This is a genomic window from Streptomyces sp. SP17BM10 (assembly GCF_036322405.1).
In the GTDB taxonomy this organism is placed as follows: Bacteria; Actinomycetota; Actinomycetes; order Streptomycetales; family Streptomycetaceae; genus Kitasatospora.
In genome coordinates, this window is sequence record NZ_JAQYXB010000623.1 from 267,183 (window position 1) to 289,194 (window position 22,012).

Here is a 22,012-nt window from a genome sequence, read left to right on the forward strand (position 1 = left end):
CCGACGCGTAGAGGGGAAAGAGAGCTGCGCCGCGGCCCGTCGAAGGGGACGGACCGCGGCGCAGCCGCGCGTGCAGGTTCGCTCAGCCGGGATGGAAGGCGATACGAATGTTGTCGTCGACCGGGAGCACCAACACGTTTCCGTCCTGCCACGTCCAGTACCGCGGGATGAGGAACATCCGCTTGCCCGGCTGGGCGAGCAGGCGCAGGCCGACGTACCGATAGCGGAAGCGCTCCCCGGGCGCGACGTCGGCCAGCGGGGCTTCCCTCACGCCGGCCCAGGCTGGGTGGCGGCATGCGGGGTCGTCCGGCTTGACGCACCCGAAGGTGTCCAGGTGGAGGCGTTCCGGTGTGTCGAGTGTGACCGCAGGAAGCCGGTAGAGGTGGCGGGCAAGTGCTTCGGCATCGAAGACGCCCTTCTGTCGGGCGTAGGCGTCTACCGCCCAGAACGAGCAGAGCACGATGACCGCAACGCCGATGGCCAGCGCCGCGCGCTCCCCGGTCGGCGGAGGGCCGGCACCGGTGATGCGGACGAACAGCAGCCGCGCCAGGACCCCGAGCAACAGCCCGCCGCCGATCAGAAGCGGGGTGCCCAGCGGACCGCCGTCGATCACCTCGAAGCCGGCCAGGAAGCCGAGCACCAGAAGTGGTACGACCAGCACGGAGACGGCTAGGCAGGCTCGACGGACGAACCGGGCACCGCCCGGACCGGCCTTGGCCACCCTGCCGACGAGGTAGTAGACGAGCGCGGCCACCAGGGCCCCCAAAAGGACGACCCCGGCAGGGATGTAGAGCGCGGGGTCGCTGCGGAGCATCAGGTCCTGGTTCGCGAAGCCGATAGTCGAGGCGTCGACGCCGAAGTAGCGGTAGAAGGAGCTGGTGTAGGAGTAGCCGAAGAAGAACAGCAGCGCGGTGACGAGGGTGGTCGGAGCGATCCAGGCGGCGAGCCTGATGATCCGATCGGTCCATGGTCCCGACTTCGCCGTGTCCTCCTCGGGCTCCTCCCCGGCAGGGCTCAGGGGGTACTCCCGGTGGCGGAGCTGCCCGGCGCGCTCACCGGTCTGTCGCCTCTCACCTGCGTACTCGTGCCGTCGAGCGTGACAGTCATACAGATGTAGTGGCTACCGGTGACCGGTTGCCCGGGGAAACTGAACTCGGCCGGTGCGGGATTCTCAGTCTCCGTCAACGTGACGGTCACCTGCTCGGGCACGGCCACGACTCCCGTGTCGCAGTCCATGACATGACTGATCACCACCTTTGTCGCGCCCTCGGGCTGAGGTGGGACGATCTCGATTGACGTCGGCCATGTGCCGTACACGTTACTCGGCGGCTCTCCTGCGGCTCCCGGCGTGTTGCCCGCTCCGGCACCCGTAAACCCGTCATGACCGTCGTCCGTCGTCCGCGTCTCGTCACCCTGCGCAGCCGTATTGGGTCCGGGCGTGGGTCCGGGCCCGTCGCAGGCCGCGAGAACCGGCAGGAGCAGCACCGCCGCGATCCAGCGGGCAGCTCGGGCCTTCGCGCGTGGGCCTGTAGGCGGAACACCGGGCATGAGTCTCTCCCCTCCGGGAGCGGGGACGGCGGAAGGCGGCCGATCGGCCTCGGCGAACCGTACCCATTCACACACGGCTTGACTGTCCGCCACCCGGGTGCCATAGGGACCGGCGCTCACCCGAAGTAACCGCGCCGCGACCCGGACGCACCCGTCTGGCGTACAGTCGGGCGGGGCGGATCCGGCCGCCCGGACGTCGAACCGAGGAGAAGCACCCGTGAGCACGGATGTGCGTGCCGTCCCCGAGCTTCCGCTCTCGGCCGTCGGGCAGTGGCAGGCCGGCGGGGGTGACCTCGTCGAGTTGCTGGCGCGTGCGCAGCGGGAGGCCGGGGGGATCGCCGCGATCCCGCTCGGGGGTGATGGGCCGACGGTACTCGTGACGGATCCGGTGGGCGTGCAGCACGTGCTCGGGCGGCACCCGGACCGGTACGTGAAGCGGTCACACCGGGCGCGGATGCTCGTCGGGGACGGCGTGCTGTCCGCCACCGGAGACGCCTGGAGGCGTCAACGGCGGCTGCTGCAGTCGCAGTTCACCGGGACGGGCATGCGTCGGTACGAGCAGCGGATCGCCGAGGCGGCGCAGCGCACGGCCGACCGGTGGGCCGGATACGCCCGCACCGGGGAGACCTTCGACGTCGGTGAGGAGATGCGGCGCTTCGCCCTCGACACGGTGTGGCGGGCCCTCACCGGGCACGAGATGGACGACGCGACCGACCGTGAACTCCGTTCGGTGGAACGGGTGGTGGCCGCGATGCCGACCCTGCCCACCAACGCGGCCGACGCCCGCGACGCAGTGGCCGAGGACCTCGCCCGGATCGACGCGATCGCGCAAGCCGCCATCAACGCGGCGCGCACCACCCACGACTCCCCCGGCGTCCTGCGCGACCTCCTCGAAGCGTCGTCCCAACATCCCGAGTACACGGACCAGTTGATCCGCGACGAGCTCGTCACCCTCATCGTCGCCGGCCACGAGACCACCGCCACCACCCTCACCTGGCTGTACCTGCTCCTCGACCGCCACCCCGAGGCCCGTACGGCCGACCCCCAGGCGCTCGTCAGCGAGACCCTCCGCCTCTACCCGTCCGCGTGGATGCTCCCCCGGCACGCCGTCGAGGACGACGTCCTCGCCGGCCACCACATCGCGGCGGGAACGGACGTCCTCGTCTGCCCGTACCTCACCCACCGGGACCCTTCGCTCTGGCCCGACCCGGAGCGCTTCGACCCCACCCGGTTCACCGGCACCGGCACCCGCCCCGCCCACCTCGCCGCCTACTACCCCTTCGGCCTCGGCGCCCGCGCCTGCCTGGGCACCCAGTTCGCCCTCCGCGAGACCACGGCGCTGCTCGAACTCCTGCTTCCCACCTACGATGTGTCCTTCCTCTCCACCCCCGCCCGATCCGCCTACAGCATCACCGTCCGCCCGGACGGCCCGACGCCGGCGGTGCTGCGCACGTGACCTGGGACGTCTCCAGGGTGCGCACCCGCCTCGCCGCCATGGCCGACGCGGACCCCGCACGCCGCCGCTTCGGATCGGACCACCACCGCTACCGGCTCCGCCCGCCGCTCGCCGAGGACGTCATCCGGGCCTTCGAGCACCGGCACGGCGTCCAGCTCCCCGCCTCCTATCGCCGGTTTCTTCTGGACGTCGCCGACGGCGGAGCCGGCCCGGACTACGGCATCGTGGGCCTCACGGAAGTCCTCGACGAGGAAGAGGCCCTGCACGACGTCCGCGAGGGCGACCTGCGCCACGGCGTCCTGGCCACTCCGTTCACCGGGCAGGGCCAGCACGCGGTCGCCGGCAGCCTGGTCATCGCCGAGGGCGGCTGCGGCATGTTCTCGCGGTTGGTCGTCACGGGCCCGAACGCGGGCCAGGTGTGGCACGACGACCCCGACTGGGGCGGCCTCACGCCGGGCCCGGACTTCCACGACTGGTACGAGGCCTGGCTGACCACCCCGCAATCCCCTGGCGACGCCGAGCCGCGCCAACCACGATGACCGCATGACCACGATCCGCACCGCCACCCCCGACGACGCCCCACTCCTCGCGCAGCTCAACGACCACGTCCACGCCCTGCACGTCGAACACCGCCCCGACCTCTTCACCCCGGCCCCCGACGCGGCAGGCCACTCTCCGACCCCGCCCCGACGGAGCCGTGCCGAGCGACAAGCCGGTCACGCTCAGAGAATGCTCCACCGAAGCTGCTCCTGACCCCTGCGAAGTCCTTCGATGCGGCGACGCACTTCATGGAGCGTTGCGCTTCCGGGCTCGGCGCGCTTGGCGTTCGTGGTGATCATCCGAAGCTCGCGGAGGTCTCGGAGCCAGGGATAGCCACTCCGCGAGGTGACGTCGAACCCGTACCGATCGGCGAACTCCCGGTAGTGGGCCAGCCCGTACCCGAACCGCCTGCAATGGATCTCCACGGTGACGAGATCGCACGGCTCGGGAGGAACGAACGCGTTCCGGCATTATCTTGATGATCTCAAGGGCGCGGACGCCGAGAATCTCGGTGCGGTGCGCCTCTGGCACCATGCGATAGGTGTGGCTGACGAGCTGGCAGGCTTCGGTCACACTGTGCTCGTGAACCAGGCACATGGCCTGCTCCAGATGCAGGAGAGCCAGGTCGATACCGGTGTGATCGGGGTACAGCAGGAGAGCCTCGTCCGGGCACGTTGAGCATCTGCAGTGTCGCCGAGGAAGGTGTACGCCCCCGACAGATACCCCGCAGGCGCCGGTGATCGACGTGCACGTGATCGTGCGCACGCCCGAGGGCAAGATCCTTCTCTCCCAGCGCGGTGGGCCCTACGGCTACGGCCAGTGGCACGCCCCCAGCGGCAAGCTCGACCCGGCGAGACCCTCACCACGGCCGCCGCCCGCGAGCTCGAAGAAGAGACGGGCCTGCGGGTCGACCCTGCCGCGCTCGCCCACCGACACACTGTCGTCCACCACCAGGGCGGCGGCGCCCCGGACCGCATCGGCTTCTTCTACGAGACCACCACCTGGAAGGGCGAGCCCGAGAACCGCGAACCCGACAAGTGCCTCGACCTGCGCTGGTTCGCCGCCGACGACCTGCCCGACGACCTGATCCCCTACCCGGCCGCCGGCCTCCACGGCGTCCTCCACCAGCCCGGGGGCGTCACCCACCACAACTGGCCTGCCGGCTGATCCGGCGGTGGTCAGCCCGGCATCCGGCCGACCACCGCCGGTAGCCCCCAGGCATCGGGTCAGTGGCGGTGGTGGTTGTCGGGCTGGGCGGGGTCGCCGGGGTGTTCCAGGCCCTCCACGAGGGTGAGGCGGGCGGCGCGTTCGGCGTCGAGCCAGCGGGTGAAGGCGACCCGGCGGGAGGCCTCGTCGATGGTGGTGCCCTCATGCGTGGTCGTGCGCTCGAACAGCAGGGTGGCTGTCCAGAGGCCGACGGTGACTTCCTCGCCCCTCGGGGCCTTCCGTAGGGCTTCGGCGAGGGTCAGGGGGAGCGACTCCGGGGCGGCCTCGCACTTGCCGTCGGGGAAAGCCAGGTGCCACACCACGGATGGCGGGCGGGCGGTCATCGTTCGGTTGTGGGCCCGTTCGGCTTTCGAGGGCTCTACGTCGGCGGTGACCCACTCGTAGACCGCACGCACGGCGGCGCTGCCCTCGTAGGCCGCCGCCGTGATCGAGCCGAGTTCCACGGCTACCTGCTGGTCGAGTCGGACAGGGGCCTCGGCGTCCACGGGGAGGTTCCGTTCCGCCGCGACCGCCTCGCACAGGGCCTCGGTCAGGAGGACCTGCGCGACCCACCGCGTGAGTTGGCGGTCCTCCGGGCTTCCGGGCTGCGGGAGGGCCGTGGAGCGCGGGCCACCCCGCAGGGCGGCGAGGCGGCGGTCGAGGTCCGTGCGCGGGATCGGGCGGCCGTCGAGCAAGCCGAGAGTCACCGGCGGACCTCCAGGGCTACGGTCGGGCTGTACTGGCAGCGGCCGAACCACATCACCTTGGCCAGCGCCCAGTACGCGCCGGGGTCGGCGTCCTCGGGGGCGGTGATGTCGAACGTGACGGTGGAGGATTGCCCCGCCGGGACGCTGAAGCCTCGGACGGGCGCCGGGATCGCCTCCCAGGTGCCCCAGGGCGAGACCACTTGCAGCTCGCCCCGGATCTCGCTCCGCGTCCGGTTCGTGAGGGTCAGGGTGAGGTTCGTCCGGGCGCCGGGGGCGACAGCGAGGGCTGCGGAGGAGACCGCCACGTCCAGGCCCGTGGGCCGCCCGCTCGTCGCCTTCGTGCCCTGGGTTGCCACCCACTCCTCGGGGGCCTCTCCCGGCACGGGCAGCAGGTCGGGCAGGTCGCCGACGGCGATCGTCACCACGTCCTCGATCTGCTGGCCGTCGTGCTCCAACCGCACGGCGGCGAAGTACAGGCCCGGTGAGACGTCCGCAGGCGGGGTGAGCGTCACCGGGAAGCGCACGTGGCCGCCCGCCTCCAGGCGGTACGGGCGGCTGCCGAGGCTCGTCCGCCAGCCCTCGGGCGGCAGCACGACGGCCGTGCTCTCGACCGCAGCGTCGCGGAGGTGCGAGGAGAGGACCGCAGAGACCGCCACCGGCTCCCCCGCCGTCCGCAGCAGGCCGGGCGAGACGCCGACCGACACAGGCAGGTAGCCGAGCGGGGCCGGGCCCCGGTTGTGCAGCCAGTAGCGGGCGTGGACGGGCTGGGCGGGCTCCGCCTCCGGGCCGAGGGCGGGGCCGTCCGGAGGAGAGGACAGGGCAGGGGCCGCGAGCAGTGTGACGATCTGCGAACCGGCGAGGCAGAGGTCGGCCGGCCCGAGCGGCCGTTCCAGCAGGTCCGCCTGCCGCAGCTCGCCCAATCCCAGCGCCCCGCCGAGCGTCACCGTCCGTCCGAAGCCCGTCGACTCGACCAGGCGGACGGTCAGTTCACGCCCCGCCTCCCCCGTCGAGCCGTGCGCGATCGGGTTGCCGGCCGGCTTCAGTGCGCTCAGCAGCACCTCCCGCTGCGGCTCGACCCTCAGCCAGGACAGGACAGAAGGCAGCGGCCCGTCCTGTGCCGGGATCACGCGACCGTACAGCGGATGGTTGAACTCCTGGCCCTGCGCCGGCAAGGTCTGCGCCCGCCAGTCGCCCGCTCCCCCGACCAGCGCATAGCTGAACTCGTGCGTCCAGTGCTGGAGTTGGAACGAGGAGCCATCGGGCACCGTTCGCCGGGGCGGGTCGATCCAGACACCGGACGGCCAGCCGGTGCACGAGCGCATCAGGGACAGGTGCAGCGCGCCAGTCGAGTCCACCGCGAAGCCGGGCAGACCATGGCTCAGCAACGCCACGGTGTGGTCGACCAGTTGGGCGTCAGGCTCGCGGATCGGGCACACGGCCTCGATCCGTGCGTCCGCCAGGTCGGCCACAAGGACCGCCGGGTCCGTGACGACGAGCGCGGGAAGCGCCCGCACGTCCCGCAGGTCCGCGCCGGGCTGCCACACCTCCGCCAGCGGGGAGAGCGCCGGCACCCACACCGCGCCGCACTCCTTGAGCACCGCCGCGAACGACTCCCCCGCCCGCGAAATCAACTCCCGGGCCACCGCGTTGACGTCCGGCCCGCCCACGACGACCCGGAAGTCCGGCAGATTCGAGTCCACGTCCAGCCACCCGTACCGGGCCCAGTCGGCGCCCGAGGTCGTCGCCGTGACGCCGACCCGGGCCAGCGCGACCACCAACTCGCGCGCGGCGGCCGCGTCGTCCAGCGATGGCACGACGACCTCCGCCACGCCCAACGCCCGCTCGCCCAGGACCGACCCCGCCGGGTCGCGGAGCACCGCACGGGCCGTCGCGCCGAGGCCGAACCAGGTGTTGGCCGGGTTGTCGAGCGTCCACGGCGCCTCCGCCGAATCGACGTCGGGCATCGCGAAGCCGCGCCCGACGACCGCCCCCGCGACCTCGCTGACCGGCAGCGCGCCGGGGAGGTCGACGGGGAAGCGCAGCCGCAGCAGGCGGTCGGCGCCGGAGTGGTCGACCACGCGGGTCCGGCAGTCGACCCGGTCGAGCCCGTGCCACAGCGTGACCGTCTGCTCGTAGCGGACGGCGTCCACGGCACCCGCGATCACCAGCCGCTCCCCGAGCGGCCCGACCTCCCGCCGGACGACAGCCGCCCCCGCACCCGACCCGACCACCGGCCCCTTGGGCAGCAGGTGCCAGGGGCCCTCGCCGAAGTCCGGGTGCTGCGGGTACTCCTCGTAGACGCGCAGTTCGTTCCCGATCGCACCGTCGCGGATCAACTCCCTTTCGTGCACGAGGTCGTAGACCGAGAAAAGCCCCCCGCCCCGGTCGGGATCGGCCCGAACCCGGTAGCGCCCGTTGGCGATCGTCCACCCGTCCTCGGCCGTCCAGGCGGCGGCCGACTCGCCCGACGGCACCAGCCGCCACGTGCGCCACCCCAGCGCGGGAACGTCCTCCGCCAGGAACCGCAGTGTCCCGCGGTCGACGACGCTCGGCACCTCCGCACCGAGGGAGTCCAGCACCCGTACCGAGCGAGCCTCCGGAGGCAGCCGCACGGCGAGCAGATCCGTGCGGTCGAAGGACAGCGTGTTCGTCACGACGACACCCAAGCCCGCACCCGTCACCGAGATCCGGGCGGCCAGCGCGTCGAGCGACGCGTCCCGCACCTCGGCCGCGAGGTCGTGCGCCTCCCGCCACCCGCCGAGCAGGTCGAGGTACACCTGGTCGGACTCGGAGCCGGTGATCGCGTCGTGGTGGGCGCCGTACGCGAGGTGGCGCCACACCTTGTCCATCGCCGCCGACGGGTAGCGGCCGAGCCCGTGGACGGACGCCAGCGCGGCGAGCTTCTCCGCGTCCACGGCGGCGACCTCGCCCGCCCGCTGGGCCTGCTTGGTGTCGATGTACGACACGTCCTTGCCGGTGTACACCGGGTTCATGTCGCGCGTCTGCGGGCTCAATCGCCGCCCGGTGGAGGCAAGTTCGGCCCGGACGGCGTCGAGGAAGTCGCGCGGCGTGCCGCACACGAAGCGCGGCCACACGTACTTGGCGGCCCAGGAGCGGTGGATCGCGGTGACCCACTTGTTGGGCGGGGTGTAGTCCGTCCCGACGGGCAGCAGCAGGTTCCGCGTCGCGCCGACGGGCTTGAGCTTGCGGTACAGGTCGTAGACGGCGCGTTCGGCGGTGGCGAGGTCCGGGGAGGAGTCCATCCACCAGCCGGCCGAATAGTGGTGGGGCATGTAGTGGGTGAGGACGCCGTCCCCGCTCGGGGCGATCCACTCGAACTCGCTCGGGAACTGCATGACCCGGGCGTCGTCCTTGCCCTCGCGGAAGTTCTTCTGGATCGGGCCCCACTGGTGGAACGGCCCGCGCGCCCAGGCACTGCCGGTGAGGCCGGCCGCGGCGAGGTGCCCGGGGAACTGCGGGTCGTGCCCGAACACGTCCAGCTGCCAGGCGGTCCGGGGGTCGCCGCCCAGGATGTCGCGCTGATAGCCGATGCCGTACACGATGTTGCGGATGGTCGTCTCGGCGCCGGTGAGGTTGGTGTTCGGCTCGTTGTAGGTGCCGCCGACCAGCTCGACCTGCCCGCGCGCCATCAGCGTCCGAAGCTGCTCCCGCCGCTCGGGGTGCTGGTCGAAGTACGGCTTCAGGTAGTCGACTTCGGCGAGGACGAACGTGTAGACCGGGTCGCGCAGGGCGAGGTCCAGGTGCGCGTCGACGAGTGCGAAGCCGTTGCGCTCCCACAGCGGGCGGGTGGTGGCGTCGGCCGAGAGCAGTTCCCAGGGGGAGGTGTAGGCGGCCTGGGTGTTCCACCAGACCGGGTCGTAGTGGAAGTGCGGGACGAGGAACATCGTCCAGCCGGGCTCGGCGACCTCGACGACGGCCTCGGCCTCGGCGCCCCCCGCCGTCACGCTGACCGGCAGCCGGGCCCCGACGGCGGCGCCGGCGATCTCCAGCGGGACGTCGACCGTCCCCGTGCCGGCCGCCTCGCCGCGCACGCCGGGGCCGCTGACGGCGATCCGGGCGGCGGGGCCGTCGACGGTGACGCGCAGCAACTGTCGCGGGGCGTCCTCGGGGCCCACGAACAGGTCGGTGTTCTCGACGGCGGTGATGGTGACCGGCACGGGGAGGGTCCTTTCGACAGCGGGCGGGGGAGGGCTACGTGCCCCAGGCCTCGAACTCGTAGATGCGGGCGGCCGGATCGGAGTTCTGGGTCGGCTTCGTCACGACCAGCCGGACGTACCGGGCCGTGGTGCTCACCGGGTGGGTGGTCGTGCCGGCCGTGTTGCCGGTGACGTTCGCGACCGTCGTCCACGGGTCGGTGGCGCTGGAGCGCACCTGGATCGAGAAGTCCCGGGTGTTGTAGGTCGCGCTCTCGCCGCCCGCCGACGCGTGCTTGACCACGAACCTCGACAGCCGCTTCGCCGAACCGAGGTCCACCTGGAGCCACTTGGCGGAGGTCAGGGTGCACCACTTGTCGCCCGTGCCGCCGGTCACGCTGCCGTTGACGGCCTTCGCCGGGCCCTCGTCGGCGTTGCACTGGCCGGACGCCGTGGCGGGCCGGTTGAGCGCGAGGTTCCCGCCGGCGGGCGCTGCCGTCCACGACACCGTGGTGGACGCGGCCGACGAGCGCCCGTACGTCGTCGACACGGCCTCGACGTCGAGGACCGTGCTGTCCTCCCTGCCGGCCCGGTCCAGCTTGCCGACGAAATAAGCGTCGTTGGGCGTGGCGCCGAGGAACGTCCGGGTGCCGTCCGCGTTGCGCCGGTACACCTCGTAGTGGTGGACGTCACCGCCGGGCGCCGCCGTCCAGGAGAGCCGCAGGGACTGGCTGGCGCCGGCCACGACGTCGCTCGCGCCGAGGACGGTGAGCCCGGAGGGCGCGGCCGGCGACTCCACCGAACCGTCGAACACCGCGAGTTGCCCGATCCGGACGTCGTACGAGGGGTCCGATCCTTCGGCCCTCAGCCCGATCTGGGCGATCGTGCGGCCCGCGTACGGCGAGAGGTCGAGGGTGTGCCGCTCCCAGCCGGTGCCGGTGTCGTCGCCGAGGTCGAGCGTGGTGAAGCTGTCCGGCGCGTCGGTGAAGGAGACTGCGGCCTTGAGCTTGGTCGGTCCGGCGGCCGGGGTCTTGACCACCATCGACAGCCGTGTGTTCGCCGCGACGGGCAGGCTCGTCTGGTACAGCCGGACGGTGTCAGTGGAGTCGAGCGTGCCGGTGAGGCGCAGCGAGGAGCCGCCCTGGTAGGCGTCGGTGAAGTCGACGGACGGGGTGAGCTTGCTGCCGTCGGAGTCGACGACCCAGCGATACGTGGGCGGGACGTCCTGGAGCGAGAGGTTGTTCCAGCCTCCGGTGGCCACGCGGGTGCCGCCGGCGTTGTAGAAGTCCCCTTGCCCGGCGTCGAAATTGGTGACGAACGGCTTGGCCGTGACGGGCGAGGACTCGGCGACGTAACTGGCGAGGCCGGGCCAGCCGTCGGAGAGGTTGGTGTTGGAGGGGTCGGCGTCGGCACCGACCCAGTAGCGGGAGTCCTTGGCGTAGAAGTCGTTGCGGTCGGTGGCGGACTTCCAGGTCCACTCGGGCCGGTAGAGGCCGAGCGAGGTGGTGTGCGGCCGGCCGGAGGGGAAGAGCGTGTTCCAGTCGACGCCCGTGTTGTAGCCGTTGGCCTCGGTGTCGATGCCGGAGTAGAGCTCGTACTCGCTGCGGCCGAGCTGCCGGGCCAGCGTGCGGGAGGAGTCCAGACCCGAGGGGGTCCAGCCGAAGTTGAGGAACATCGAGTCCGAGGTGCGCTTCGAACCGTCTTGCAGGAAGGGCGAGTTCGCGGAGGTGAGGGCGTTCTGCCAGTCGACGGCGCCGGAGGTGGTCATGGCGTCGTACCACATGAAGTCGGTGCCGCTGCTCCGCGCCTTGGTGTACTGCATGAGGTCGCGCACCTGTCCGGCGAGGGCCGGATCCCCGCCGCCCGTCTCCTGGTTGATGAACCAGCCGTCGAAGCCGTAGTACTGCGCGGCCTGGACGAGCTTGTCGGCGACGGGGTAGCGGTCGCCGGACTTCTGGACGAAGTCGCGCACCCACTGGAGCTGGCCGCCGTAGGCCGCGGGCGGGAAGAAGACGGTGCCGTAGACCTTGACGCCGTTGCGGTGGGCCGCGTCGATGACGGTCGGGTTGGGGGCGAGGATGAGGCCCTCGCTCGCCGAGCCGCCCCAGAAGACGAGCGTGTCGACGTACTGCCAGTAGCCGAAGGCGTAGTAGTTGGGGTCGGAGGAGCCCTGGGAGGGGTTGTTCGAGGTGGGCGCGAAGGAGACCAGGGAGGCTATCTTCCCCTCGCCCGCACGGGCGTTGGGGTTCGCCGCGAGGGACGGATCGCTGGTGCGCGGCTGGAGGGGCACGCGGGAGCGGTTGAAGCGGGCGTCGGGGTCGGTGGCCGGGTCCCAGTTCCTCATGGTGCTGGGGTACCAGGACGACGCGTAGGGCTGGTTGCCCGTCGCGGCGGCCTGCACGGGCGGGGGTGCGGCGGGCGAGGCGTGCGCGGCGGGGACGCCGCCCAGCGCGGCGGTGGCGAGCGCGGCGCTGAGCAGCAAGGGGAGACGTCTGGACATGCGCTGACTCCGATCGAGCGGAGAAGGGTGGGGGCGGGCCCACGGGCGCGGCGGGCCCGGGTGCATGCGGGCGTGACGATGCGCAGCGGAGGAGGTGCCGGCAATCCACTGACGGTGCGCGATCAACGGGCAGCGCCGGGCCCCCTCGGCGCAGCGAGGCTAAACCGGTTCAGAACCGCTGTCAACGACTCGCGCAGGAATCACGCCAACCGGTGAAGGCGGCGCCGTCGACTCCCGGACGGTCAGCCGCGGCGTCGGCATCTGCAGGTCCCGCCCGGGCCCGGCCTCCTCCAGGGTCTCCAGCAGGCTGCGCGCCACCTGCTCCCCGAGCGCGAAGGTGTCGCGGCTGAGCGCGGTGAGCGGCGGGTGGACGATCCGGGCGAGCACCGAGTCGTCGAAGGAGACGATCGACAGCTCGCCGGGCACGGCGACCCCCATCTCCCCCGCGACGCCCAGCCCGGCCACCGCCATCACGTCGCTGTCGTAGACGATCGCGGTGGGCCGCCGGGCGCGCGAGAGCAGCGTGCGGGTGGCCGCGGCGCCCTCGGCGTCGCTGAAGTCGGTCGGCACCGAGACCGCCTCCTCCAGGCCGAGCCGGCGCGAGGCGTCGCGCAGCGCACGGATCCGCCGCTGGGTGTGCTGGAAGTGCGGCAGCCCGGCGAGGTGGGCGATCCGGCGGTGCCCGATGGCGGCCAGGTAGTCGACGATGGAGAGCATCGCCTCCCGGTCGTCGGCCCAGATCCGCACCTGACCGCCACCCTTGCCGGGCCCGCCCAGGACGACGGCGGGCAGCCCGAGTTCGTCCAGCACGGGCAGCCGCGGGTCGCGGGTCTGCAGGTCGACGACGATGAAGCCGTCGACGCGGTGCTCGGAGGCCCAGCGCCGGTAGACGCCGATCTCGGCGGCGGTGTCCTCGACGACCATCAGGTGCAGCGCGACCGAGCTGGCCGAGAGCACCGCCTGGAGGCCGGAGAGCAGCTGGCTGAAGAACGGCTCGACCCCGATGGTGCGGGCGGGCCGGGCGATCACGAGGCCGACGGCGTCGGCCCGGGCACCGCCGAGGGCGCGGGCGGCGCTGTGCGGGCGCCAGTTCATCTCCTCGGCGACCCGCAGGATCCGGGCCCTGGTCGCCTCGCTCACCCCGGGTCGCCCGTTGAGCGCGAAGGACACCGCGCCCTTGGAGACACCGGCCTGCCGGGCGATGTCGGCGATCGTCGGTCTGCCCACGGGACCCGACTCCTTCTCTTGACATCCACGTTTAGGCGGGAGCATAGTCCCTGCCATAGCTAGACCGGTTTAGTACGTCAGGTTCTGAAGTCCCGCGCAATCCCTGAGCTCCATCCCACCCACCCCCTGGACCGGGAGACCCTCCATGCGAAGAATCCGGGCGGCACTGACGACGACGGTGGTCACCGCCGCCGCGCTCACCGGCTGCGGACTCGGCTCCGGCGACGGCAAGAACGGCGACAGCGTGGCGAGCGCGGCCGCGACCGGCGAGGTCAAGGGCAAGGTCTCGCTCCAGACCTGGGCGCTCAAGCCGAAGTTCACCGACTACGTGCAGGGCGTGATCGACGGCTTCAAGAAGAAGTACCCGGGCGTCGAGGTCGACTGGCTCGACCAGCCCGGCGACGGCTACTCCAACAAGGTGCTCAGCCAGGCCGCCGCCGGCGACCTGCCCGACGTCGTCAACCTGCCCCCGGACTTCGCCCTCCCCCTGGCGAAGAAGGGGCTCCTCCTCGACGTCTCCAAGGCCGACCCGAAGCTCGCCGACGAGTACGTCAGCGGCGGCGTCGACGCCTACCGCTTCGCCGGCCAGGACGGCGTCTACGGCTACCCGTGGTACCTCAACACCGATGTGAACTACTGGAGTTCCGACCTCCTCACGCAGTACGGCCTGGACCCGAAGAAGCTCCCTGCGAACCTGGACGAACTCATCGCCCAGGCCCGCGTCATGAAGGACAAGTCCGGCGGCAAGGCCTACCTGATGAGCCGCAAGCCGGGCATCGGCGACCTCTACAACGCCGGCGTGAAGATCATGGCCGACGACGGCAAGTCCTTCACCTTCAACACCCCCGAGGCCGCCGCGCTGCTCGACAAGTACCGCGACGCCTTCAAGGAGGGCCTGCTGCCCAACGACGTCCTCACCAACACCTACGCGGGCAACAGCAAGCTCTTCAACGCCGGCACCGCGGCCTGGACCACCGCCGGCGCCAACTACATCACCTCGCTCGCCACCGACAACCCGACGCTCGCGCCGAAGGTCGTCCCGTCCGCCGCGTTCGACACGCCGCCGCTGTACGTCCAGGGCGTGTCCATCCCGAGGAGCACCAGGAACCCGGCCGCCGCGGTCGCCCTGGCCCGCTGGCTCACCAGCCCCGGGAACCAGGCCGGCCTCGCGCACCTGACCAGCGTCTTCCCGTCCACCAAGGCCTCCGCCGACGACCCGTTCTTCAGCAAGGGCGACGGCACCAACGCGGGCGACGCCAAGGTGATCGCCTTCACCTCGCTCGCCAAGGCCAAGCTCATCCAGCCCGTCGTGATCGACGACGCGATGAGCACGATCATCAACCAGCAGATCGCCCTGGCGATCAGCGGCCAGGCGAGCTCCAAGCAGGCGCTCGACTCCGCGGTCCAGCAGTGCGACAAGCTGCTCAAGGGCTGATCCCGGGACCGCACCGGCCGGGCGGCGGGTGCCCCCACCCCGCCGCCCCCGGGAACGGCCGCACGACCCCAGGCCCAGGAAGGCATCCGCATGACCCACCGGCGCTGGTTCACCCCCTGGCTGCTCGCCGGGCCCGCGATACTCTGGCTGGCCGTCTTCAACCTGTGGCCGGCCGTCAACACGGTGATCCTGTCCTTCACCAACGCCAAGCCCCTGGGCGGCGGCACGTTCACCGGCCTGGAGAACTACGGCCGCCTGCTCGACGACGAACAGCTCGCCGACGCCCTGCTCAACAGCATCGTCTTCATGCTGGTCTGCCTCCCCCTCCTGACGGTCCTGCCGCTGCTGCTCGCCCTCCTCGTCCAGCGCAAGGTTCCCGGCATCACCTTCTTCCGCACCGCCTTCTACACCCCCGTCATCGCCTCCGCCGTCGTCGTCGCCCTGATCTGGGGATGGGTGCTGGACGACCGCGGCCTCGTCAACGGCGTCCTCCAGCAGGCGGGACTCACCGACACCCCGGTCACCTTCCTCACCGACCGCTGGCTCCTCCTCTTCAGCGCGATCGCCCTGACCACCTGGAAGGGCCTGGGCTACTACATGGTCATCTACCTGTCCGCCCTCGCCAACGTGCCGCGCGAACTGCACGAGGCCGCCGCCGTCGACGGCGCGAGCCCGCTGCGCCGCCTGTGGCACGTCACCCTCCCGGGCGTGCGACCGACGATGACGCTGATCTCCGTGCTCATCTCGGTCAGCTCGCTGCGCGTCTTCTCCGAGCTGTACGTGCTCTCCAACGGCCAGGGCGGGCCCGGCGGCCGGGACATGTCCGTGGTGATGCTCATCCAGATGTACAGCCGCGGCTTCACCGGCCACCTCGGCTACGCCTCCGCGCTCAGCCTGCTGCTGTTCGTCATCACCCTCGGCCCGATGCTGCTCCTGACGCGCCTGAACCGGAAGGCGGACTGATCCCGTGGCCTCCCGTCGCTCCCGGGGCTTCGACACCCCCACCGCCGCGCAGACGGCCGCACGCTACGTGCTGCTCGTCCTCGTGCTGCTGCTCGTCATCGGCCCGTTCCTGTGGCAGCTGTCCACGTCCCTCAAGGGTCCGAACGAGGACGTCTACACCCGCACGCCGACCTTCCTCCCCCAGGACCTGACCGTCGGCAACTACGGGAAGGTCGCCGACACCATCCCGGTGTGGACGTACGCCCTCAACTCCGTGATCGTGGCCGCCATCTGCATCGCGGGCAACGTCGTCGGCTGCACCCTGGCGGGCTTCGCGCTCGCCCGGCTGCGGTTCCGCGGCGCCAGGCTGGTCTTCGGCCTGTTCCTCGCCACGCTCGTGCTGCCCGGCGAGGTCACGATCGTCTCCCAGTACGTGCTCGTGCGCGGCCTCGGCCTCGCCGACAGCCTGGTCGGCGTCGCACTGCCCGGCGCGCTCGCGATGCTCAACGTGCTGCTGATGCGCACCGCGTTCGCCGCCGTGCCCGCCGAACTCGACCAGGCCGCCCTGGTCGACGGCGCCGACGTCCGGCAGCGGCTGTGGCACGTCGGCCTGCCGAACGTGCGCGGGATGCTCAGCGTGATCGTCATCTTCACGTTCATCGGCGCCTGGGACGACTTCCTGTGGCCGCTGATCGTGCTCAACGACCCGCAGAAGTACACGCTCACCGTCGGACTCCAGTACCTCAACGGCACGTTCTCCGCGAACCCCCGGCTGATCGCGGCCGGCACGATGATCGCCTTCCTGCCGATCGTCGTGGTGTTCGCGGTCTGCCAGCGCTTCTTCTTCAAGGGCGTGGAGGAGGGAGCCGTCAAGGGCTGAGCCCACCGTCCCGTCTACCCGTCGAGGATCCATGACCACCGCTCCGCACGTCCCCCGCTTCGGCGTCAACTACACCCCCACCAGGGGATGGTTCCACCACTGGCTCGACTTCGACCTCGACGCCGTGCGCGCCGACCTCGACTCGGTCGCCGCGCTCGGCCTCGACCACGTCCGGGTGTTCCCGCTCTGGCCGCTCTTCCAGCCCAACCGCACCCTGATCCGCCCGCGCGCCGTCGAACAGCTCGCCCGACTCGTCGACGCCGCCGGGGAACGCGGGCTCGACGTCGCCGTGGACGGCCTCCAAGGCCACCTCTCCAGCTTCGACTTCCTGCCGTCCTGGACCCAGACCTGGCACCGGCGGAACCTCTTCACCGACCCCGACGTCCTCGACGGCCAGGCCGCCTACCTGCGCACCCTGGCCGGGGCGCTGCGCGAGAAGCCCAACTTCCTCGGCCTGACGCTCGGCAACGAGATCGACCAGTTCTCCGGCGACCCGCACCCCGACCCCGACCGGATCACCCCCGAACAGGCCGAGGCGTGGCTTCGCCGGATGCTCGCCGCGTGCGAGGAGGGCGCGCCCGGCCGGCTCCACCTGCACGCCTCCTACGACGCCGCCCACTACCTCGACGCACACCCGTTCACGCCGTGGCACTCGGCCCGGATCGGCGCGGCCACGGCCGTCCACTCGTGGGTGTTCAACGGCACCGCCCAGCGCTACGGCGCCGGGTCCACCGCGACCGCGCAGCACGCCGCCTACCTGGTCGAGCTCGCCAAGGCGTGGGCGGACGACCCCGCCCGCCCGGTCTGGCTCCAGGAGGTCGGCGCCCCCGCCCCGCACATCGCCCCCGAGGACGCGGCCCGGTTCACCGGCGCGACCCTCGAGGCCGTCCTGGACTGCCCGGACCTGTGGGGCGTCACCTGGTGGTGCTCCCACGACGTCGACCGCTCGCTCGCCGACTTCCCCGAACTCGAGTACGGCCTCGGCCTGTTGACCACCGACCGCACGACCAAACCGGCCGGCGCCCGGCTCGCCGGAGCAGCGGCCGAGGCACGCCGCACCTGGCAGCCGCCCAAGCCGCGGACGACGGCCGTAGTGATCGCCGCCGGCGACGAGGTGACGGCCCCCCACCGGTCGATCTGCGGACCGGGCGGCGCGGTCTTCGAGGCGTTCATGCACCTCACCCGGGAGGGCGCCCGTCCGACCACCGTCCTCGCCGAACACGCCGAGGACCGCGCCCACCTGGACGCGCGGGGAATCACCGAGGTGGTCCACCCCGAAGGCGTACGTTTTCCCTGACCCCCGAGCAACGGAGCCCGCCGCCATGCACGATGACCGCAGCCTGGTCGAGTCCCGTCTGAAGCGCGTCCTGGACGAGCGCGTCCGCCCCGCCGTGTACCCCGAATCCGTCCCGCTGACCGTCGGCATCTGGACGGCGCCCGGCGAGCCCGTCCCGGTCGCCGAGGGCCTGGCCGCGCCGCGCTCCCCGATCGCGGTCGGCGACGCGTGGGGGGCGCCGTGGGGCACCAGCTGGCTCACGGTGACCGGCACGGTGCCGCAGGAGTGGGCCGGGCGGACGGTCGAGGCGCTGATCGACCTCGGCTTCGACGCCAACATGCCCGGATTCCAGTGCGAGGGCCTGGTCTACCGCCCCGACGGCACCCCGGTGAAGGGGCTCAACCCGCGGAACCAGTGGGTACGCGTCGCGTCCCCGGCGGCCGGCGGCGAAGCGGTCCTCCTGCACGTGGAAGCGGCGTCCAACCCGGTCATCCTCGACTACCATCCCTTCCTGCCCACCGAGTTGGGTGACAAGGAGACGGCCGGCAGCGAACCCCGGTACAAGCTCGCCCGGATGGACCTCGCCCTCTTCGACGAGACGGTGTGGCAACTGGTGACCGACCTGGAGGTGCTGGGCGAACTGATGGCCGAACTCCCGGTGGAGAGCGCCCGCCGCTGGGAGATCCTGCGCGCCGTAGAACGAGCACTGGACGCGATCGACCTGCAGGACGTCAACACCACCGCAGGACGGGCACGTTCACAACTCTCCGCCGTACTCTCCGCCCCCGCGTCCCCATCCGCCCACCGCATCAGCGCGATCGGCCACGCCCACATCGACTCCGCCTGGCTGTGGCCGTTGCGCGAGACGGTCCGCAAGGTGGCCCGCACCACCGCGAACATGACCGCGCTGCTGGAGGACGAGCCCGACTTCCTCTACACCATGTCCCAGGCGCAGCAGTTCGCGTGGATCAAGGAGCACCGCCCCGAGGTGTACGCCCGCGTGCGCAAGGCCGTGGCGGACGGGCGGTTCGTGCCGGCCGGCGGCATGTGGGTCGAGTCGGACACCAACATGCCGAGCTCGGAGGCGATGGCCCGGCAGTTCGTGCACGGCAAGCGGTTCTTCCTCGACGAGTTCGGGTTGGAGAACCACGAGGCGTGGCTGCCCGACACGTTCGGCTTCACCGGGGGCCTGCCGCAGATCATCCGCAACGCGGGATCCAAGTGGCTTCTGACACAGAAGATCTCGTGGAGCCAGGTCAACGAGTTCCCGCACCACACCTTCCTCTGGGAGGGGATCGACGGCACCCGGATCTTCACCCACTTCCCGCCCGTGGACACCTACAACTGCTCGATGAAGGGCAGCGAAATCGCCCACGCCGCACGCAACTTCAAGGACAAGGGAGTCGCGAGGCACTCGCTCGCACCCACCGGCTGGGGCGACGGGGGCGGCGGCACGACGCGCGAGATGGTCGCGAAGGCCGCCCGGTTGAAGGACCTGGAGGGCTCGGCGACGGTCCGGTGGGAGCGCCCGGCCGAGTTCTTCGCGAAGGCCGAGGCCGAGTACCCGAACCCGCCGGTGTGGGTCGGCGAGCTGTACCTGGAGCTGCACCGGGCCACGCTCACCAGCCAGGCGAAGACCAAGCAGGGCAACAGGCGCAGCGAGAACCTGCTGCGAGAGGCCGAACTGTGGTGCACCACGGCAACCCTGCGAACCGGAGCGCCGTACCCCTACGAGGATCTGGACCGGATCTGGAAGACGGTGCTGCTGCACCAGTTCCACGACATCCTGCCCGGCTCGTCCATCGCCTGGGTGCACCGCGAGGCCGAGGCGACCTACGCAACGCTCGCCGAGGAACTGGAACTCCTCATCCGAAACGCCCAGCAGACCCTGGCCGGAGACACCGCCGGCGCACAGAACCTGATCTTCAACTCCGCCCCACACAGCCGTTCCGGGGCCCCCGCAGGCGGAGCAGCACCAGCAGCGGCCACCGAGGGCGGCTGCACCGCGACGGACCGCCCCGAAGGCGGATTCACCCTCGGCAACGGCCTGCTGAACGTCACCATCGACAGCGAGGGCCTGATCACCTCGGTCGTCGATGTGAGGAGCGGCCGCGAAACGCTCCCCCCGAACGCCAGGGCCAACCTCCTCCAGCTGCACCCGGACTTCCCCAACATGTGGGACGCGTGGGACGTCGACCAGTTCTACCGCAACACCGAAACGGACCTCACCGACGTCGACGAACTCACCGCCACCACCCACCCCGACCGGGTGACCGTCCGCGTCGAGCGGTCCTTCTCCTCCTCCCGCGTCGTCCAGACGCTCACCCTCCGCGCGGACGAGCAGCGCCTCGACATCGACACCGAGGTCGACTGGCACGAGACCGAGAAGTTCCTCAAGGCCGCCTTCCCCGTCGACCTCCACACCGAGCGCTACGCCGCGGAGACCCAGTTCGGCCACCTCTACCGCCCGACCCACACCAACACCAGCTGGGAGGCCGCGAAGTTCGAGGCCTGCAACCACCGCTTCGTCCACCTGGAGGAGCCCGGCTGGGGCGTCGCCCTCGTCACCGCGTCCACCTACGGCCACGACGTCACCCGGACCGTGCGCGACACCGACGGGGGGACGACCACCACCGTGCGCTTCTCGCTGCTGCGCGCCCCGCGCTTCCCCGACCCCGAGACCGACCAGGGCCTGCACCACTTCCACCACGCCCTCGTCCCCGGCGCGACGATCGCCGACGCCGTCCGCGAGGGCTACCGGATCGGCCTGCCCGAGCGGAGGGTCACGGGCAGCGCGGAGGCGGTGGCTCCGCTCGTCACCGTCGACAACGAAGCCCTGGTCGTGAGCGCCGTCAAGCTCGCCGACGACCGCAGCGGCGACCTGATCGTCCGCCTCTACGAGGCGAACGGAGGCCGGGCGAGGGGCAGCCTGACGACGTCCTTCCCCTTGGCCGGCGCCCAACCGTGCGACCTGCTGGAACGCCCGTGGGAGGGCACCCGCGGAGAGGTGACCGTCGCCAACGGCGAGGTCGAGCTGGCCCTGCGCCCGTTCGAACTGGTCACCCTGCGCCTGAGCGCCCAGGCGTGACAAGGTGGCCGCTGCGGGCAACGCCGGCAGCGGCCACCTGCCCCCGGTCCCCCCATTCATCCCGCACCGATACGCCCCCCTCAACCACCTTCCAGGAGCCACCCCCATGCCCACCCCCCTCTACGCCGCCATCGACATCGGCGGCACGAAGATCGCCGGGGCACTGGTCGACGACGACGGACAGCTCCACCACCGGACCCAGCTCCCGACCCCCGCAGAGGACCCCGCCGAGGCGGTCTTCGCGACCGTCCGCAAAGTGCTCGACGCACTCACCACCTCACCGGACTGGCCCGACGTCACCGCCGTCGGCATCGGCAGCGCCGGCCCGGTGGACCTGGTCGAGGGCACCGTGAGCCCGGTCAACATCCCCGGCTGGCGCGGCTTCCCCCTGCTCGCCGAGGTCGCCGCGCACCCCGCCGTGGCCACCCGCAGGATGCCCGTCCACCTGGCCGGAGACGGCGTCGCGATGGCCGCGGCCGAGCACTGGCGCGGGGCCGCGCGAGGAGCCGCGAACGCCCTGTGCCTGGTGGTGTCGACCGGCGTAGGGGCGGGCCTGGTCCTGGACGGCTCCGTCCGCCCCGGCCCGAGCGGAAACGCGGGCCACCTCGGTCACATCACCGTCGAACTGGACGGCGCGCCGTGCCCGTGCGGTTCGCGGGGCTGCCTGGAGGGCATCGCCAGCGGCACGGCGATCGCCCGCCGCGCCCTGGCCGAGGGCTGGCAGCCGGCCGGCAAGGACCGTTCGGCCCGCGCCGTGGCGGAAGCCGCCGCAGCCGGAGACCCGATCGCGCTGGCGTCCTTCGACCGAGCCGCCCAAGCCCTGGCCGCCGGAATCGCCGCGACCGCCACACTCGTCGACCTCGACCGGGTCGTGGTAGGCGGAGGAGTCGCCGCCGCAGGCGAGCTGCTGTTCACGCCGCTCGCCCACCACCTCACCAGGTACGCGGCCCTCCCCTACGTCCGGGACCTCGATGTCCGCCACGCCGAACTGGGCACCGACGCGGGCCTGATCGGCGCCGCCGCCCTCTGCCGCTGACCGACTCCCGCCTCCGG

The 22,012-nt window shown here is 71.7% G+C and carries 16 protein-coding genes; 11 read left to right on the plus strand and 5 right to left on the minus strand.

Annotated features, from left to right (window positions below; all coding sequences use genetic code 11):
- Positions 1-82 precede the first annotated feature (82 nt).
- The gene (locus tag PUR71_RS25665; protein ID WP_329929470.1) at positions 83-814 is read right to left on the minus strand and encodes a hypothetical protein; all 732 of its coding nucleotides are present in this window, start codon (positions 812-814) and stop codon (positions 83-85) included.
- A 951-nt stretch (positions 815-1,765) separates the two neighbouring features.
- On the opposite strand from PUR71_RS25665, the gene PUR71_RS25670 reads away from it, so the two are divergent.
- The 5 genes from PUR71_RS25670 (at position 1,766) to PUR71_RS25690 (ending at position 4,711) form a co-directional block, all read left to right on the plus strand.
- Positions 1,766-3,004 (plus strand): cytochrome P450, encoded by a 1,239-nt coding sequence (locus PUR71_RS25670; RefSeq protein ID WP_329929471.1) that lies wholly within the window; start codon positions 1,766-1,768, stop codon positions 3,002-3,004.
- Positions 3,001-3,543, plus strand: a complete 543-nt coding sequence (locus PUR71_RS25675) for an SMI1/KNR4 family protein (RefSeq protein WP_329929472.1) — start codon at positions 3,001-3,003, stop codon at positions 3,541-3,543. The genes PUR71_RS25670 and PUR71_RS25675 overlap by 4 nt, the downstream gene beginning before the upstream one ends.
- 4 nt (positions 3,544-3,547) lie before the next feature.
- A complete protein-coding gene (locus PUR71_RS25680; protein WP_329929473.1) occupies positions 3,548-3,757 on the plus strand; it encodes a hypothetical protein in 210 nt (69 codons plus the stop codon).
- A gap of 213 nt (positions 3,758-3,970) precedes the next feature.
- A complete protein-coding gene (locus PUR71_RS25685) occupies positions 3,971-4,222 on the plus strand; it encodes a hypothetical protein (RefSeq protein ID WP_329929474.1) in 252 nt (83 codons plus the stop codon).
- 141 nt (positions 4,223-4,363) lie between these two features.
- A complete protein-coding gene (locus PUR71_RS25690) occupies positions 4,364-4,711 on the plus strand; it encodes an NUDIX domain-containing protein (protein WP_329929475.1) in 348 nt (115 codons plus the stop codon).
- 59 nt (positions 4,712-4,770) lie between these two features.
- Here PUR71_RS25690 and PUR71_RS25695 read toward each other — a convergent pair whose 3' ends face one another.
- The 4 genes from PUR71_RS25695 to PUR71_RS25710 form a co-directional block, all read right to left on the minus strand.
- Complete coding sequence (locus PUR71_RS25695) at positions 4,771-5,457, minus strand: DUF7158 domain-containing protein (protein ID WP_329929476.1); 687 nt, start codon at positions 5,455-5,457, stop codon at positions 4,771-4,773.
- Entirely contained in the window at positions 5,454-9,635 is a 4,182-nt protein-coding gene (locus PUR71_RS25700; RefSeq protein ID WP_329929477.1) for an NEW3 domain-containing protein, read from the minus strand. The genes PUR71_RS25695 and PUR71_RS25700 overlap by 4 nt, the downstream gene beginning before the upstream one ends.
- 34 nt (positions 9,636-9,669) lie before the next feature.
- A complete protein-coding gene (locus PUR71_RS25705) occupies positions 9,670-12,111 on the minus strand; it encodes an endo-beta-N-acetylglucosaminidase (protein ID WP_329929478.1) in 2,442 nt (813 codons plus the stop codon).
- A gap of 159 nt (positions 12,112-12,270) precedes the next feature.
- Positions 12,271-13,338 (minus strand): LacI family DNA-binding transcriptional regulator, encoded by a 1,068-nt coding sequence (locus PUR71_RS25710; RefSeq protein ID WP_329929479.1) that lies wholly within the window; start codon positions 13,336-13,338, stop codon positions 12,271-12,273.
- A 145-nt stretch (positions 13,339-13,483) separates the two neighbouring features.
- On the opposite strand from PUR71_RS25710, the gene PUR71_RS25715 reads away from it, so the two are divergent.
- From PUR71_RS25715 to PUR71_RS25740, 6 genes are all read left to right on the plus strand, one after another.
- On the plus strand, positions 13,484-14,773 hold the full coding sequence (locus PUR71_RS25715; protein ID WP_329929480.1) for an ABC transporter substrate-binding protein: 1,290 nt from the start codon (positions 13,484-13,486) through the stop codon (positions 14,771-14,773).
- Between the two features lie 90 nt (positions 14,774-14,863).
- Positions 14,864-15,736 (plus strand): carbohydrate ABC transporter permease, encoded by an 873-nt coding sequence (locus PUR71_RS25720; protein WP_329929481.1) that lies wholly within the window; start codon positions 14,864-14,866, stop codon positions 15,734-15,736.
- A gap of 4 nt (positions 15,737-15,740) precedes the next feature.
- Entirely contained in the window at positions 15,741-16,595 is an 855-nt protein-coding gene (locus tag PUR71_RS25725; RefSeq protein ID WP_329929482.1) for a carbohydrate ABC transporter permease, read from the plus strand.
- A 31-nt stretch (positions 16,596-16,626) separates the two neighbouring features.
- The gene (locus PUR71_RS25730; RefSeq protein WP_329929483.1) at positions 16,627-17,892 is read left to right on the plus strand and encodes a glycoside hydrolase 5 family protein; all 1,266 of its coding nucleotides are present in this window, start codon (positions 16,627-16,629) and stop codon (positions 17,890-17,892) included.
- A gap of 25 nt (positions 17,893-17,917) precedes the next feature.
- Positions 17,918-20,959 (plus strand): alpha-mannosidase, encoded by a 3,042-nt coding sequence (locus tag PUR71_RS25735; protein ID WP_329929484.1) that lies wholly within the window; start codon positions 17,918-17,920, stop codon positions 20,957-20,959.
- Between the two features lie 106 nt (positions 20,960-21,065).
- Entirely contained in the window at positions 21,066-21,995 is a 930-nt protein-coding gene (locus tag PUR71_RS25740) for an ROK family protein (RefSeq protein WP_329929485.1), read from the plus strand.
- Positions 21,996-22,012 lie beyond the last annotated feature (17 nt).

What these genes read in the sequence shown, in the direction of transcription:
- PUR71_RS25680 (WP_329929473.1), top strand. Translation starts at nt 3,548, where the DNA reads ATGACCACGATCCGCACCGCCACCCCCGACGACGCCCCACTCCTCGCG.
- PUR71_RS25740 (WP_329929485.1), top strand. Translation starts at nt 21,066, where the DNA reads ATGCCCACCCCCCTCTACGCCGCCATCGACATCGGCGGCACGAAGATC.
- PUR71_RS25720 (WP_329929481.1), top strand. Translation starts at nt 14,864, where the DNA reads ATGACCCACCGGCGCTGGTTCACCCCCTGGCTGCTCGCCGGGCCCGCG.
- PUR71_RS25705 (WP_329929478.1), bottom strand. Translation starts at nt 12,111, where the DNA reads ATGTCCAGACGTCTCCCCTTGCTGCTCAGCGCCGCGCTCGCCACCGCC.
- PUR71_RS25735 (WP_329929484.1), top strand. Translation starts at nt 17,918, where the DNA reads ATGCACGATGACCGCAGCCTGGTCGAGTCCCGTCTGAAGCGCGTCCTG.
- PUR71_RS25715 (WP_329929480.1), top strand. Translation starts at nt 13,484, where the DNA reads ATGCGAAGAATCCGGGCGGCACTGACGACGACGGTGGTCACCGCCGCC.
- PUR71_RS25730 (WP_329929483.1), top strand. Translation starts at nt 16,627, where the DNA reads ATGACCACCGCTCCGCACGTCCCCCGCTTCGGCGTCAACTACACCCCC.
- PUR71_RS25665 (WP_329929470.1), bottom strand. Translation starts at nt 814, where the DNA reads ATGCTCCGCAGCGACCCCGCGCTCTACATCCCTGCCGGGGTCGTCCTT.